Genomic DNA, 12,922 nt, shown 5'->3' with positions numbered 1-12,922 from the left:
ACCGCACTGCCACCGCACTACCCGCCACGCGCGCCGCCCGCGCGATCGGCCACCTCGTTCCACAGATGGAGTGCCGCATACGCGCGCCACGGGCGCCAGCCGTCGGTGCGGCGCTTCTGGCTCGCGAGCCGGTCGAGCGACGGATCGCGCGCGGCGATCGACTGCATCAGCACGAGGTCGGACGCGGGCCACGCGTCCGGATCGCGCCATGCACGCATCGCGATGTATTCGACAGTCCACGGACCGATCCCGGGCAGATCGAGCCATGCCTTCCGCAGCGTCGCCAGGTCGGCATCCGCGGGATCGACCGGTACGTCGCCCGCCGCGACCGCGCGCGCCATCCCGGTCAGCGCCGCCGCCCGCTTGCCGGGCATCCCGATCCGCGCGAGGTCGCACGCGGCAAGCGCGTCGGGCGTCGGGAACCGCCACGCGGGGGCGCGGGCGCGGCCGCCGCTATCGCTGCCGCGGTCGCGGTCGCCATCATGCACGACGCGCTCGCCCGCGCGCTCGACGAGCCGCCCGACGATCGTCGTCGCCGCCTTCACGCTGACCTGCTGGCCAACGATCGCGCGCACCGCCAATTCGAAACCCGACCACGCGCCCGGCACGCGCAGCCCCGGCGCGGCCGCGACGAGCGGCGCGAACCACGGGTCGCGCGCGAGCTCCCCGCCGATTGCAGCCGGATCTGCGCGCAGGTCGAACATCGACGCAAGCCGCACGGCAAACGCGTCGTCCACGTGGCGCGCCGCCGGGCCGTCGACGGTCGCGACGAGGCAATGCTTGCGCGGATGCCGCTCGACGGTGAGCCGCCCCGCTTGGCCATGCAGATCGACAATCCGGCGATACACGCCTTCCTCGACCTGTTCGACACCGGGAATCGCGCGCCCGCTGAAGAAGCGCAGCACGCGCGCCCAGTCATAGGGCGCCTTGAAGCGCAGTTCGAGCTGCGCGACCGTCGGCGCGGCGTCGCCGGCCGACGTTGTCGTTGTAATCGTGACGCTCAAGCTGCGTTGTCCTCCGCAATGGCGACGGCGGTTTCATCGTCGTGCGCATGGTGCGCCTCGGCCGCGAGCAGCGTCGCCTTGCGGCGCACGCCCCAGCGGTAGCCGGCGAGCGCGCCGCCCTTCTGCACGACGCGGTGGCACGGAATCGCGAGCGCGACCGGATTCGACGCGCAGGCGGACGCGACCGCCCGCACCGCGCGCGGCGAACCGAGCGCTTCGGCGATGTCGGAATAGCTGCGCGTCTCGCCGTACGGAATGTGCGTCAGCGCTTCCCACACGCGCTGCTGGAACGCTGTCGGCGCGATGTCGAGCGGCAGCTCGAACGTGCGCCGCGTGCCGTCAAGATACGCACCGATCTGCGCGACGAACGGCGCGAGCCGTGCCGGCGCTTCGACCAGCTCCGCACGCCCGAACGCGTCCTTCAGCGCGGCAACGAGGGACGCAGGCTCGTCGCCGAACGCGATCCGGCAGATCCCCTGCCCGGTCGCGGCGACGAGCACCATGCCGAGCGAGGTCGGTGCGGTCGCGTAGTCGATCCGCAGCCCGGCGCCGTGGCGGCGAAACGCGGACGGCGCCATCCCCAGTTCGCGCGGCACCGACGCATAGAGCCGCGACGGCGAATTGAAGCCCGCATCGATGGCCGCCTGCGTGACCGGCTGCCCGCTTTGCAGCGCCTGCCGCAGCGCGGCGCCGCGATGTGCGGCCTGGTACTGGCGCGGCGACACGCCGACCACGCGCTTGAACAGCCGCTGCAGGTGAAACGGGCTCACATGCACCGCGTCGCTCAACTGCTGCAGCGTGAGCCGCTCGGCGTGCGCGTCGAGCACCGCGCACGCACGATTGACGATGTCGAGTTCGCGCGGCAGCCCCTCGGGCTGGCAGCGCTTGCAGGGCCGGAACCCGGCTGCGCGCGCGGCGGCCGGATCGTCGAAGAACGCGACGTGTTCGCGCCGCGGCAGACGCGACGCGCAGGTCGGGCGGCAGAACACGCCGGTCGTGCGCACCGCATAGAAGAACGCGCCGTCCGCATGCGGATCGCGGGCAGTCACGGCATTCCAGCGGGCGTCGTCGGTCGGATAGGCGGTTTTCATCGGAACCTCGCACTCTCAGTGTAGATGGTGCCTACTCTAGCCAGCGGCAGACACCGTCGCGCCCTGAATCTTGCTCTGTGATTCGCAGCTGTCGAGCGGGGACATATCAAAAGCCGTCCGAACGGCCGGACAGTTGCCTGCCTGTCACCGTGCCGCCACGTTTATGTTGCAGTGCGGGTGCGACAAATCGCCGTCCTGACGTTTTTTTACACAAATAATATTGCGTTGCACCATGGCCGTGTGTATAGTTGGAACTGTCTCCTCCATGTCTCCTCCTGATATGGATTAAGCCCGTTCCACGTGAACGGGCTTTTTTTTCGCCCGTCGATTGTGCCGCGTTTGCGCGGTCGCCGTGGTCTACACTCGATGAACCCTGCCTGCGAAGGAGCGTTCGTCCATGAAACCCACCATCCGCGCGATCGATCACGTCGTGCTGCGCGTGACCGACATGGCCGCGATGACACGCTTTTACTGCGACGCCGTCGGCTGCCACGTGGAAAAGGAACAGCCCGATCTCGGCCTCGTGCAGCTGCGCGCGGGCGATGCGCTGATCGACCTGCTTGCCGTCGGCGGCAAGATCGACCGGCCCGACAGTGGCCCGCCCGGCGCAGGGCGCAATCTCGATCACCTGTGCCTGCGCGTCGAGCCGTTCGATCCGCAAGCGCTCGCCGCGCACCTGAGCGCGCACGGTGCGCGGCCGGGCGGCGTCGAGGAGCGCTACGGCGCCGGCGGCTACGGCCCGTCGATCTACCTGTTCGATCCCGAAGGAAACATGCTGGAATTCAAGGGGCCGCCGGCCGCGATCGGGTAAATGCGGGGTGCGCGGCTGACGTGTGCGTCACGCTTCCGCGCGCGCCTTGAGGACGGTCCATTCGACGGCGACCGGATCGTGATCCGCGCTCGAGATCCACGCGGCGCCGTCCTGCACCGTGCACTGCAGCCGCATCGTGCGTTCGGCGAGGCGCCCGAGCGCGGCCGCAACGCCGTCGGCGAGCGACAGCACCTGCACGTTGCGCAGCCGCTCGACCTTGCTGCGCACGCCCTGCCACCAGATATCCGACGTCCTGCCGCCATACGCGATCACCGTCACCTGCGCGGCGCGGCCCGCCGCCTTCGAGATGCGTCGCTCGTCGGGCTGGCCGACCTCGATCCACACGTCGATCGCGTCCGTCAGGTCCTTCTGCCAGAGATCGGGCTCGTCGATGTCCGACAGCCCCTTGCAGAACTCGAGCCGCTCGTGCGCGAACAGCGCAAACGCGGCGATCCGCACCATCATCCGCTCGTCGGTTTCCGACGGATGGCGCGCGACCGTCAGTGCGTGGTCGGCGTAGTAATGCCGATCCATGTCGGCGATTTGCAGTTCAGCTTTGTAGATCGTGGATTTGAGCGCCATGCGGGAAGTGCCCGGGCGGGCATCGATTCAGGTCGGGCCGTGATGATACCGAAAGCCCGGCGTGAACCGTGTGACGCGCACAGCAGAACGGCCCGGCAGGCGGCCGGGCCGTGTTCGGTTCGCGCCGCCGGCTCATGCCGGCACGCGCATGCGCCTGCCGTGCGACGGCGCGTGACGCGTTACTGCTTGACGAAGCGGGAATCGGTCCAGAGGCCTTGCTGGTCGCTGTTGTCGGCGCTGACGAACTGCACGTCGCCCTGCTCGACCGACACCACGCGGAACCGCTGGCCTTCCGGCACCGACAGGCAACGGTAGTCGTCGAAGTACTGCTGCTTCGCCTGCGACTGGCCGTCACGCTCGTGATTCAGTACGGAATCCAGATTATCCTTCGACAGACAGCCCCATGCGTTCCTCGTCAACTGGATTTCCTGTTTCGGCTGCACGGCCGAATCGCCGCCGGCCTGGGCAATGGACACCACGGCAAAGGCGCCGACGAGCGCAAGAAAAACACCGGATCGCTTCATCATTTTTTGTCTCCATGCTCGCGGGCACCAGGCTGGGGTTAGCTATGTGCTTAAAGGTGATCGTGAACCCGCATTGTTCAATTTAGAAGACCGGCAGGCGATGGCAAGCACAATTGTTGTGCGATCGCAATAGCGGCGAATTGTCGCACCCTGCGCGCCGCATCGTTCGGGGTTCTGTCGCATCGGTGCGAATCATTCGCGCGTGACATGCCAACGAGAAACGGCCGTCGCAAAGCCGTGTCCAGAAAGGCTTGCACCGAATCGTCTCGGTCTCGGTTGAACGGTTTGGATAATCCATTTCGATATCCGGACGGTTTTGATGCATTGCACATAAAGTCATCCGGAACGACATCGGTTTTACTGCATTGCGCCACGCTATTAAGCGCAAACAAGAAAAATGCCAGGTACTCGAATACCCGGCATTTACCCGTACTTTCCGGCGGGTGCCCGCCCCCGTCGAATGGCGCACCGCAACGCGTCAGGCCGAGTGCTGGCGCTCGAAATAATCGCGCTGGAACAGGCACATCCGGTACGCGTTGTGATACGCGCCGTTGCCGAAGAATTCCTCGATCAATTCCGCTTCGTGCTGGAACCCGCATTTTTCATAGATGTGGATTGCCGCTGCATTCGACGTATCGACGATCAGGTACAGCTTGCGCATGTTCAGCACCTTGAACGCGTATTCGATCGCGAGCCGCGTCGCCTGTCCCGCATAGCCGCGCCCCTGGCATCGCGGCGCAATGATGATCTGGAATTCGCCGCGGCGGTGGATGTAGTCGAGCTCGATCAGCTCGACGAGGCCGACCAGCTCGCCTTGCGCGTCGACCGCGACGAAGCGGCGCTCGCGCTGGTCGTGCACGTGACGGTCATACAGCTGCGACAGTTCGGCAAAGGTTTCGTAAGGCTCCTCGAACCAGTAGCGCATGATCTTCGCGTCATTGTTCAGCCCGTGAACGAAATGCAGATCCTGGCGCTCGAGCGGCCGCAGTGCGAGCGTGTTCATGTCGTTTTGTAGTTGCATCGTAAGGGTTCTCGCGTCGGGCGGCGGGGCGCGGGACGACCCTGTCGGGCGCAGTCCCGATGGCTCCTCGCACGCACGGTAAGAAAATGAACGTGGGTGAAGTTGAGAGCCTAGAATGGGAAGAGGGTTCCTGCCACCGTCTGGGAGGCAATCGTGATCGAGCAAGTGATACTCGGTGTTTTTCTGGTGCTGCCGCTCGTGATCGTGGCCGTGCTGTTTTCCGATGAACTGTGGCAGGAACACCGGCGTCAGCATCCGCGCGACGAGAATGCACCGCACATCGACTGGAAGCATCCGTGGCGCCGCGTGCGGCGCGGGCATTGAAGGGCCTGCGCCGACGGGATGCAGCAGGATTGCGCACCGGCCGTGGCGCGCAATCGTGGCCGGCGCGCGCCACCGTCCACGGCCTTGCCGGGCACGCTCGCGCCCGGCTATGACGTGCGGCCCGTTTCGATCCGATTGCGAGGCGCTGACGTGAACAACACCCATTCCCCCCGGAAGCCCGACATCCCGCACGAAACGATCGACCTGCAGATCGCCGACGTGCTCGCCACCGTCCGCTACCCCGCGAACAAGGACACGATCGTCGACGCCGCGCGCGATGCGGGTGCAAGCAACGAAGTGCTGACGATGCTCGACGGGCTGCCCGAACAGGACTACGCGGACATCGACGCGGTCACGCGCTGGGTCGCCGGCAACTATGGTCCCGGGCTCGGGATTTGAGCGCGCACCGATAACGCGATAGGATCAGGCCGCACCGGTCGCACCGCGGCCGGGATGCGCGACGCCCGGGATCTCGACCGGGCGCTTTCGGGCAAGCGCCTCGGAGACCTCATGGAAGGCATCCTGATCCAGCACACCACACGCCGGCAACTCTGGTTCGGCGCGCTGACGGCGCTCGTGATCCTGCTGGCGCTCGGCATCGCCGCACCGCAAGCGAACGTTGCGCTGCCCTCGGTCGAACCGTTCATGCCGATGTGCGCGCTGACCGTGTTCAGCACTGCCAGCATCGCGGCGTTCTTCCTCGGCGCACAATTCACCGTCACGCGCCAGCCGGTGCTCGGTGCGCTCGGCGGCGCCTATGCGTTTACCGCGCTCGCGGTCTCGCTGCAGTTGCTGACCTTTCCCGGCATCTTCGCGCCGCATGGGCTGTTCGGTGCGCTGCCGCAAAGCGCCGCGTGGATGTGGATCTTCTGGCATGCCGGCTACCCGTGCTTCGTGATGCTCGCCCTCTTTGCGCGCGAGCGCATGATCCGCTCGCCGATCAGCGTGCAGCGCACGCACTGGTGGACGATCGCGTTCGTCGGCGGCCCGGCTGCCGTCGCCGCGCTGCTGTGCGTGTTCGCGCTGAACGTGCACCTGCCGCCCGCGTTCGGTTCGCCCGGCGAGGCGGCGTTGATCCCGGTCAACCCGATCGCGCTCGTCGTCTGGACGCTCAACGCGATCGCGCTCGTCGCCGTGCTCGTCACCGGGCGGCTGCGCACGACGCTCGACCTGTGGCTCGCGATCGCCGTGCTCGCATGCCTCACCGACACCACGCTGAACCTGCTGAGCAAGAACCGCTTCACGGTCGGCTGGTATCTTGCGCGCGTGTTCAGCATGTTCACGCCGGGCGTGCTCGTCTGCGTGCTCGCGTGGGAAGTGACGATGCTGTATCAGCGCCTCTTCGAAGCGCACGCGACGCTGATCCGCTCGTCTGCCCGTGACGGCCTGACGGGCGTCTACAACCGCAGCCATTTCAACGATCACTTCCATCTGCTGTTCCTGCAGGCGCGGCGGCAAGGCGAGCCGCTGTCGCTGCTGATGGTCGACGTCGATCACTTCAAGGCCTATAACGATGCGTTCGGCCACGTGAAGGGCGATGCGTGCCTGATCGCGATCGCGAACGCGCTGACGGGCGTCGTGCGCAGGCCCGCGGATCTCGTCGCGCGCTATGGCGGCGAAGAGTTCGCGATCGTGCTGCCGAATACGGGCGTGCGCGGCGCTCGGCTCGTCGCGGAAGAAGCGCGCGAGGCGGTGCTGCGGCTCAATCTGTCGACGCTTGCGCCGTCCGGGCGGGTGTCCGTCAGCGTCGGCTGCGCGACCGTGTCGCCCGACGAATTGTCGATGCCGGATGCGCTGATCGAAGCGGCGGATGCCGCGCTGTATCGTGCGAAGGATGCGGGTCGCAACCGGATTGCGACGGTGTGAGGCGCCCATCTGATCGGGCGTTTTGACCGGAATAATGCGCCGTTACGCAATGCGGTGTTGAGAAACGATTACTTACAGCCGCCGCCAAAGGCGCTCGATATGCTGGGCTCATCTTGAAAACCTGTGCAGGTGAGCGCCATGAAAACCCTGTTGTTGATTGCCGGCGTGGCCGCGTTGTTGAGCGGCTGTGTCATCGCGCCGTATGACGGCTACTACGGTGGTGGCGGGTATTACCACCATCATCATCGCGATTGGGATTGAGAACGGTGAGCGCGGCACGGTTCGACGTGGGTGTCACCGTGCTGCCGCAGGCAGGCAATGGTCGGGATCGCTCAGTGATACTGAGCGATCTGGATGAGACTCCACCAAGTGTCGTCGAACACCGCCGTTGCAATGGGTCGCATATCGGTCAGCGGTTGAGTCAAGCGAACGATATGAGCGCTCGCCGCCCTCTCACTTCCCGATACAGAACCTGCTGAAAATCACCCCCAGCAGATCGTCCGACGTGAACTCCCCGGTAATCGAGTTGAGCTGCTCCTGCGCGAGCCGCAGCTCTTCCGCGAACAGATCGAGCGACTGCGCACGCTGTTCCGCGTGATCGGCCGCCTGCGCGAGATGTTCCTGCGCCGCACGCAATGCGATCAGATGCCGCTCGCGCGCCAGATACACGCCTTCCGCACCGGCCTGCCACCCCGCGATCCGCAACAGTTCACCACGCAGCAGATCGATCCCGTCGCCGCGCTTCGCGGACAGATGCACTTCGGTGAGATCCCCCTCCGCCGCCGGATGCGCGACCGATGCCGGCACGCCGGTCAGATCCGTCTTGTTCAGCACGCGCACGACCGGCACGCCCGTCGAAAACCGCGCGGCGATCGCCTCATCGTCAGCCGTCATGCCGTTGCGCGAATCGAGCAGATGCAGCACGACGTCCGCGCGCTCGATCTCGCTCCACGTGCGCGCGATGCCGATCCGCTCCACCTCGTCCTCGGTTTCACGCAAGCCCGCCGTATCGATGATGTGCAGCGGAATCCCTTCGACCTGGATCGTCTGCGCGACCTTGTCGCGCGTCGTGCCGGCGATCGGCGTGACGATCGCGAGCTCCGCGCCCGCCAGTGCGTTCAGCAGCGACGACTTGCCGACGTTCGGCTGCCCCGCGAGCACCACCGACAGCCCTTCGCGCAGCAGCGCGCCCTGCCGCGCATCGCCGAGCACGTGCGCGAGCTGCTCGCGAATCCGCGCGAGCTTGCCGCGCGCATCCGCCGCCTCGAGAAAGTCGATTTCCTCTTCCGGAAAATCCAGCGTCGCCTCGACCAGCATCCGCAGGTTGATCACGTCGTCGACGAGCACGTGGATCTGCCGCGAGAACGCGCCGTCGAGCGAACGTCCGGCCGAGCGCGCGGCCGCCTCGGTGCTCGCCTCGATCAGGTCGGCGACTGCCTCGGCCTGCGCGAGATCGAGCTTGTCGTTCAGGAACGCGCGCCGCGTGAACTCGCCCGGCTCCGCGAGCCGCAACCCGAAGCCGCGCCCGGCGTCGAGGCAGCGCTGCAGCAGAAGCTGCATCACGATCGGCCCGCCGTGGCCCTGCAGTTCGAGCACGTATTCGCCCGTGTACGAATGCGGCGCCGGGAAATACAGCGCGATGCCGCGGTCGAGCGGCGCATCGTGTTCGTCGAGAAACGGCACGTAGCTCGCATGTCGCGGCGCGAGCCGCTGCCCGCACAACGCATCGATCAGCGGCAGCGCCGCCGCCTCGCCGCTGCGCCCGAACGATACGCGGACGACCCCGATCCCGCCCCGGCCGGCAGCGGTGGCAATGGCGACGATCGGATCGGAATCGGTAGCAAGCATGGCAATCGGAAGAAGTCGGAAGATTCAGGCAGTTATTCGGCAGCACCGCGGCAGCACCGCGGCAGACTCGCGGCAGACTCGCGGCAGCCCCGTCGCAGAGCCGCAACACACCCGCACAATAACGCGGGCATCGGGACGCCGGCATTGTAGCGTGGCGGCGCCCCCGCCACCGCGCATGCGCCGGAATTCGGATTCGTCCGAATTTATCCCGATCACGATAAGATGATTCCCATATCGACTGCGACGCTCGGCATCCGCTTCGGACAAGTATGACCGCCCGGACCGACCGACGCGCTGTCCTATCGCTTCGCGACAAACCTGGCATTAGCCTGGGACCAATCCAATCAAGATACGTTTATCTCGATTGGTTGTCTGAGAGATGTCGGCTGAACTGCACAATCCCCTCCATGCCGACACCCGAAGAAAAAGCGGCGTTCACCGAACGTCTGAAATTCGCCTTGTTGCGCAGCCCCGAGAAAATCACGGGCGCGACGGAGCTTGCGTTGCATTTCAATCTCCGCCACCACGGCGAGCAGCCGGTGTCGCCGCAGACCGCGCACAAGTGGCTGACGGGGCGCACGATTCCGACGCAGGACAAGCTGCGCACGCTCGCGGACTGGCTTCGCGTCGATCTCCACTGGCTGCACTACGGCCCGCCGCCGAATGCCGCGGCGCGTTCGACGCCGCAACCGCTGCCGCGCGACGAGCGTTATCCGCCGACACCGGAGACGATCGAACTCGCGTCGAAGATCGAGGCGCTGTCGCCGCATCACCGCTATCTGGTTCAGGAACTGATCGAGCAGTTCTACGGCGATTCGTCGAAATCCTGAGCACTCGACGGCCGAGCAACGATCAGCACCACCGCGCGCCGCCATCCCGCTTCACCAGTAAAAAAGCCGCAGGGCCCGAAGGCCATGCGGCTTTTTTTCATCGTCGCGAAGACCGGCGCTGCGGGCGGACAGCGTCCGCCCCGGCGCCAGCCATCGGTCAGGCAGGCTTCTTCTTGACCCCGCCCAGCTTGCGCGTGATGTAGTACTGCTGTGCGATCGACAGCACGTTGTTCACGACGTAGTACAGCACGAGGCCGGCCGGGAAGAAGAAGAACATCACCGAGAACGCGATCGGCATGAACATCATCATCTTCGCCTGGACCGGATCCGGCGGCGTCGGGTTCAGGCGGGTCTGCACGAACATCGACACGGCCATCAGCACCGGCAGGATGAAGAACGGATCGCGTTGCGACAGGTCGGTAATCCACAGAATCCACGGCGCGCCGCGCATTTCGACCGACGCGAGCAGCACCCAGTACAGCGAGATGAACACCGGGATCTGGATCACGACCGGCAGGCAGCCGCCGAACGGATTGACCTTCTCCGTCTTGTACAGCTCCATCAGCGCCGCGTTCATCTTCTGCGGATCGCTCTTGAAGCGTTCGCGCAGCGCCTGCATGCGCGGCGTGATTTCCTTCATGCGCGCCATCGACTTGTAGCTCGCAGCCGACAGCGGGAAGAACACGGCCTTGATCAGCAGCGTCAGCAGCACGATCGCCCAGCCCCAGTTGCCGATGACGCCGTGGATCTTCTCGAGCAGCCAGAACAGCGGCTTCGCGATGATCGTCACCCAGCCGTAGTCCTTCACGAGCTCGAGGCCCGGCGCGATGCCTTCCAGCATCCGCTCTTCTTCCGGACCGGCGAACAGGCGCGCCGACACGTCGGCCGACTGGCCCGGCGCGATCGCGGCGACCGGCTGCTGCACGCCCACGCGGTACAGCCCCGGCGTAACCTGCTCTGCGTAGTTCTTGCGCGCGACGCCCTGCTTCGGAATCCACGCCGACGCGAAGTAGTGCTGGACCATCGCGACCCAGCCGTTATCCGCGGATTCGACGAAATCGGCCTTCTTCTTGTCGATGTCGCTGAAGTTGATCTTCTGGAAATGCTTCGCGTCGCTGAACACCGCCGGGCCAAGGAACGTGTGCGAGAACATCGGCGTCTCGACCGGCGTGCTGTCGCGCACGAGTTCCATGTAGGCGGTCGGCGACACCGGCGCCGTGCCGACGTTGTCGATCTTCGTATCGACGCCGATCACGTAGCTGCCGCGCGTGAACGTGTAGGTCTTCACGACCTTCACGCCGCCCTTGACCGGCGATTCGAACGACAGCTTCAGCGTGTTCGCGTCACCCGTGAGCGACGTCGGGCCTGCGACCTGCGTGAACACGTCGTTATGGTTCGGGTAATCGCCGCCGAACAGGCCCGTGCGCGCCACGTACGTGTGCGAAGGCGACTGGTCGAACAGCGTGACCGCTGCCTCGTTGGCGTTCTTGCCGTCGCCGGCCTTCTTCAGCACGAGCTTCGCGAGCGTGCCGCCGCGCGTGTCGATCTCGCCTTCGTACACATCGGTCGAGAACTTCACGAGCTGCGCCTGCGCGGCCGGTGCCGTCGTTGCGGGGGCCGTGCCGGCTGCGGCGGTGGGCACGCCGCCGGCCGCAGCCGTGTCAGTGCCGGCGCCGGTCGCGCCGGCTCCGGATGCGCCGCCAGCTGCCACGGGCGCCGTCTGCGTGGTGTTCGGGAAGAACATCGACGGGCGTCCATGGGAGCGCTGCCAGTTGTCATACAGCATGACAGCTGACATGAAGAAGATCACCCATAGGACGGTGCGTTTGATATCCATGCGTTGTCTCAGAGTCGATGGGACTGCGCTTCGGCGTCGCCGCGGGCGCGTGTTTCGGAGTTGGGCGGCGGGACAAGGTCGATGCCGCCCGCGGAAAACGGGTGGCATCGGCACAGCCGCCTGGCGGCGAGATACGTGCCGCGCGCGGCGCCATGATACTGGATTGCCTCGCGCGCGTAATCCGAACAGGAAGGATAAAAACGGCAACGGTTGCCGAGCAGCGGACTCACGGCAACCTTGTAGAAACGCAGCAACGCGATCAATACCGTTTGCATACCAGGGGCGGCGTCAGTTCAGCGCCGCTTCAAAGCCGGCCGCGCAGGCGCGAACGCCGCCGCGGCGGGCGGGTGCGTCACTCGGACGCGGGCTTCGACGCACGACGGGCGATCTCCCGCGCCGCCCGGTCGAGCAGCTCGCGGATCTCGGTCGCGCACAACGCCGCGAGCGGGGCCGAAGCCGCGCTCGGCAGCGCCTTCTTGTCGAAGCGCGTGTGCTGGCGCAGCAGCAGGTCGTAACCGGCGAACTCGGCCCGGCGCAGGCGAAATGCATCGCGTGCGAGCCGCTTCACGAGGTTGCGCGTCACTGCGCGCGGCGCGTACTTCTTGCCGACGACGAGCCCCAGCCGTGCGGGCTGGCCCGTCGGCTTGCCGTAAATCACGAAGTGCGCGGAGCGCCGCCACGGGCGCAAACGAAAAACGGATGAAAATTCATCCGTTTTCAGAAGTCGCGCAGCTTTCGGGAAGACGGCCTTCGTCTGCAACGGATTCGCACCCGGCTCGACGGCCCCCTCCGCAGCACTGCGGACGGCGGACACAGCGCGCAACCTGCCTTAGATGGCGAGGCGCTTGCGGCCCTTCGCGCGGCGAGCGTTGATGACCTTGCGGCCACCTGCCGTCTTCATGCGGACACGGAAGCCATGGGTGCGCTTGCGGCGCGTCACGGACGGTTGGTAAGTACGTTTCATGATGCTCTCACTTGTTCGAGAATGTCGAAATTCAGGGGACCGCGTGCCCTAACCAGGAGGCCTTCGGGCGAACGCAATCGCCGGAAATACAGGATTGGTTTTCGCGGAACCCGCTATTTAAACCGTTTTTCTGTGGGCGGTCAATACTTTAGGCACCCTCCAGCCGCGCCGCGCCCCTGTGATCCGGCCCCGCGACCCACAACACCGGCCTGTGGATAAC

General features: G+C 66.0%; 16 protein-coding genes. 6 read left to right on the top strand and 10 right to left on the bottom strand.

Annotated features, from left to right (window positions below; genetic code table 11):
- Window positions 1–17: 17 nt before the first annotated feature.
- Both ACV22Z_RS25010 and ada read right to left on the bottom strand, forming a co-directional pair.
- Window positions 18–1,004, bottom strand: coding sequence for a DNA-3-methyladenine glycosylase family protein (locus tag ACV22Z_RS25010; protein ID WP_448078961.1), 987 nt, complete (start codon window positions 1,002–1,004; stop codon window positions 18–20).
- Entirely contained in the window at window positions 1,001–2,095 is a 1,095-nt protein-coding gene (gene ada, locus ACV22Z_RS25005) for a bifunctional DNA-binding transcriptional regulator/O6-methylguanine-DNA methyltransferase Ada (protein ID WP_448078960.1), read from the bottom strand. Before ada ends, ACV22Z_RS25010 begins: the two co-directional genes overlap by 4 nt.
- A gap of 397 nt (window positions 2,096–2,492) precedes the next feature.
- Here ada and ACV22Z_RS25000 point away from each other — a divergent pair, with 397 nt between their 5' ends.
- Window positions 2,493–2,906, top strand: a complete 414-nt coding sequence (locus ACV22Z_RS25000; RefSeq protein WP_448078959.1) for a VOC family protein — start codon at window positions 2,493–2,495, stop codon at window positions 2,904–2,906.
- 27 nt (window positions 2,907–2,933) lie between these two features.
- Here the strand turns inward: ACV22Z_RS25000 and ACV22Z_RS24995 are convergent, their stop codons facing one another.
- The 3 genes from ACV22Z_RS24995 to speG all read right to left on the bottom strand — a co-directional run bounded on the left by ACV22Z_RS24995 (window position 2,934) and on the right by speG (window position 5,033).
- Entirely contained in the window at window positions 2,934–3,488 is a 555-nt protein-coding gene (locus tag ACV22Z_RS24995; RefSeq protein ID WP_448078958.1) for a YaeQ family protein, read from the bottom strand.
- Between the two features lie 179 nt (window positions 3,489–3,667).
- A complete protein-coding gene (gene sap1, locus ACV22Z_RS24990) occupies window positions 3,668–4,015 on the bottom strand; it encodes a surface attachment protein Sap1 (RefSeq protein WP_448078957.1) in 348 nt (115 codons plus the stop codon).
- 475 nt (window positions 4,016–4,490) lie between these two features.
- The gene (gene speG / locus ACV22Z_RS24985) at window positions 4,491–5,033 is read right to left on the bottom strand and encodes a spermidine N1-acetyltransferase (protein ID WP_448078956.1); all 543 of its coding nucleotides are present in this window, start codon (window positions 5,031–5,033) and stop codon (window positions 4,491–4,493) included.
- Window positions 5,034–5,186: 153 nt separating this feature from the next.
- Here speG and ACV22Z_RS24980 point away from each other — a divergent pair, with 153 nt between their 5' ends.
- The 4 genes from ACV22Z_RS24980 (at window position 5,187) to ACV22Z_RS24965 (ending at window position 7,484) form a co-directional block, all read left to right on the top strand.
- Window positions 5,187–5,357 carry a hypothetical protein gene (locus ACV22Z_RS24980; RefSeq protein ID WP_042586622.1) on the top strand — a complete coding sequence of 57 codons (171 nt, stop codon included), beginning with the start codon at window positions 5,187–5,189 and terminating at the stop codon, window positions 5,355–5,357.
- A gap of 150 nt (window positions 5,358–5,507) precedes the next feature.
- A complete protein-coding gene (locus ACV22Z_RS24975; protein WP_448078955.1) occupies window positions 5,508–5,756 on the top strand; it encodes a DUF2795 domain-containing protein in 249 nt (82 codons plus the stop codon).
- A gap of 111 nt (window positions 5,757–5,867) precedes the next feature.
- Complete coding sequence (locus ACV22Z_RS24970) at window positions 5,868–7,223, top strand: sensor domain-containing diguanylate cyclase (protein WP_448078954.1); 1,356 nt, start codon at window positions 5,868–5,870, stop codon at window positions 7,221–7,223.
- A 138-nt stretch (window positions 7,224–7,361) separates the two neighbouring features.
- Window positions 7,362–7,484 carry a hypothetical protein gene (locus tag ACV22Z_RS24965; protein WP_448079107.1) on the top strand — a complete coding sequence of 41 codons (123 nt, stop codon included), beginning with the start codon at window positions 7,362–7,364 and terminating at the stop codon, window positions 7,482–7,484.
- A 192-nt stretch (window positions 7,485–7,676) separates the two neighbouring features.
- Here the strand turns inward: ACV22Z_RS24965 and mnmE are convergent, their stop codons facing one another.
- On the bottom strand, window positions 7,677–9,071 hold the full coding sequence (mnmE, locus tag ACV22Z_RS24960; protein WP_448078953.1) for a tRNA uridine-5-carboxymethylaminomethyl(34) synthesis GTPase MnmE: 1,395 nt from the start codon (window positions 9,069–9,071) through the stop codon (window positions 7,677–7,679).
- Window positions 9,072–9,478: 407 nt separating this feature from the next.
- Here mnmE and ACV22Z_RS24955 point away from each other — a divergent pair, with 407 nt between their 5' ends.
- A complete protein-coding gene (locus ACV22Z_RS24955) occupies window positions 9,479–9,901 on the top strand; it encodes a transcriptional regulator (RefSeq protein WP_448078952.1) in 423 nt (140 codons plus the stop codon).
- Window positions 9,902–10,058: 157 nt separating this feature from the next.
- Here the strand turns inward: ACV22Z_RS24955 and yidC are convergent, their stop codons facing one another.
- The 4 genes from yidC to rpmH all read right to left on the bottom strand — a co-directional run bounded on the left by yidC (window position 10,059) and on the right by rpmH (window position 12,702).
- Window positions 10,059–11,738 (bottom strand): membrane protein insertase YidC, encoded by a 1,680-nt coding sequence (yidC, locus tag ACV22Z_RS24950; protein WP_448078951.1) that lies wholly within the window; start codon window positions 11,736–11,738, stop codon window positions 10,059–10,061.
- 8 nt (window positions 11,739–11,746) lie between these two features.
- Window positions 11,747–12,013, bottom strand: a complete 267-nt coding sequence (yidD, locus tag ACV22Z_RS24945; protein ID WP_010093045.1) for a membrane protein insertion efficiency factor YidD — start codon at window positions 12,011–12,013, stop codon at window positions 11,747–11,749.
- Window positions 12,014–12,090: 77 nt separating this feature from the next.
- The gene (gene rnpA / locus ACV22Z_RS24940) at window positions 12,091–12,552 is read right to left on the bottom strand and encodes a ribonuclease P protein component (protein WP_448078950.1); all 462 of its coding nucleotides are present in this window, start codon (window positions 12,550–12,552) and stop codon (window positions 12,091–12,093) included.
- A gap of 15 nt (window positions 12,553–12,567) precedes the next feature.
- Window positions 12,568–12,702, bottom strand: a complete 135-nt coding sequence (gene rpmH, locus ACV22Z_RS24935; protein ID WP_004198824.1) for a 50S ribosomal protein L34 — start codon at window positions 12,700–12,702, stop codon at window positions 12,568–12,570.
- Window positions 12,703–12,922: the final 220 nt, after the last annotated feature.

The organism is Burkholderia sp. PU8-34, from assembly GCF_053427725.1.
This window is presented reverse-complemented; position numbering and strand designations above follow the sequence as displayed.

Bases quoted from the DNA above. Each gene is read 5' to 3' on its own strand.
- ada (WP_448078960.1), bottom strand. From the start codon at position 2,095: ATGAAAACCGCCTATCCGACCGACGACGCCCGCTGGAATGCCGTGACT.
- ACV22Z_RS24965 (WP_448079107.1), top strand. From the start codon at position 7,362: ATGAAAACCCTGTTGTTGATTGCCGGCGTGGCCGCGTTGTTGAGCGGC.
- speG (WP_448078956.1), bottom strand. From the start codon at position 5,033: ATGCAACTACAAAACGACATGAACACGCTCGCACTGCGGCCGCTCGAG.
- ACV22Z_RS24970 (WP_448078954.1), top strand. From the start codon at position 5,868: ATGGAAGGCATCCTGATCCAGCACACCACACGCCGGCAACTCTGGTTC.
- yidD (WP_010093045.1), bottom strand. From the start codon at position 12,013: ATGCAAACGGTATTGATCGCGTTGCTGCGTTTCTACAAGGTTGCCGTG.
- yidC (WP_448078951.1), bottom strand. From the start codon at position 11,738: ATGGATATCAAACGCACCGTCCTATGGGTGATCTTCTTCATGTCAGCT.
- rpmH (WP_004198824.1), bottom strand. From the start codon at position 12,702: ATGAAACGTACTTACCAACCGTCCGTGACGCGCCGCAAGCGCACCCAT.
- ACV22Z_RS24955 (WP_448078952.1), top strand. From the start codon at position 9,479: ATGCCGACACCCGAAGAAAAAGCGGCGTTCACCGAACGTCTGAAATTC.
- sap1 (WP_448078957.1), bottom strand. From the start codon at position 4,015: ATGATGAAGCGATCCGGTGTTTTTCTTGCGCTCGTCGGCGCCTTTGCC.
- ACV22Z_RS24995 (WP_448078958.1), bottom strand. From the start codon at position 3,488: ATGGCGCTCAAATCCACGATCTACAAAGCTGAACTGCAAATCGCCGAC.
- mnmE (WP_448078953.1), bottom strand. From the start codon at position 9,071: ATGCTTGCTACCGATTCCGATCCGATCGTCGCCATTGCCACCGCTGCC.
- ACV22Z_RS25000 (WP_448078959.1), top strand. From the start codon at position 2,493: ATGAAACCCACCATCCGCGCGATCGATCACGTCGTGCTGCGCGTGACC.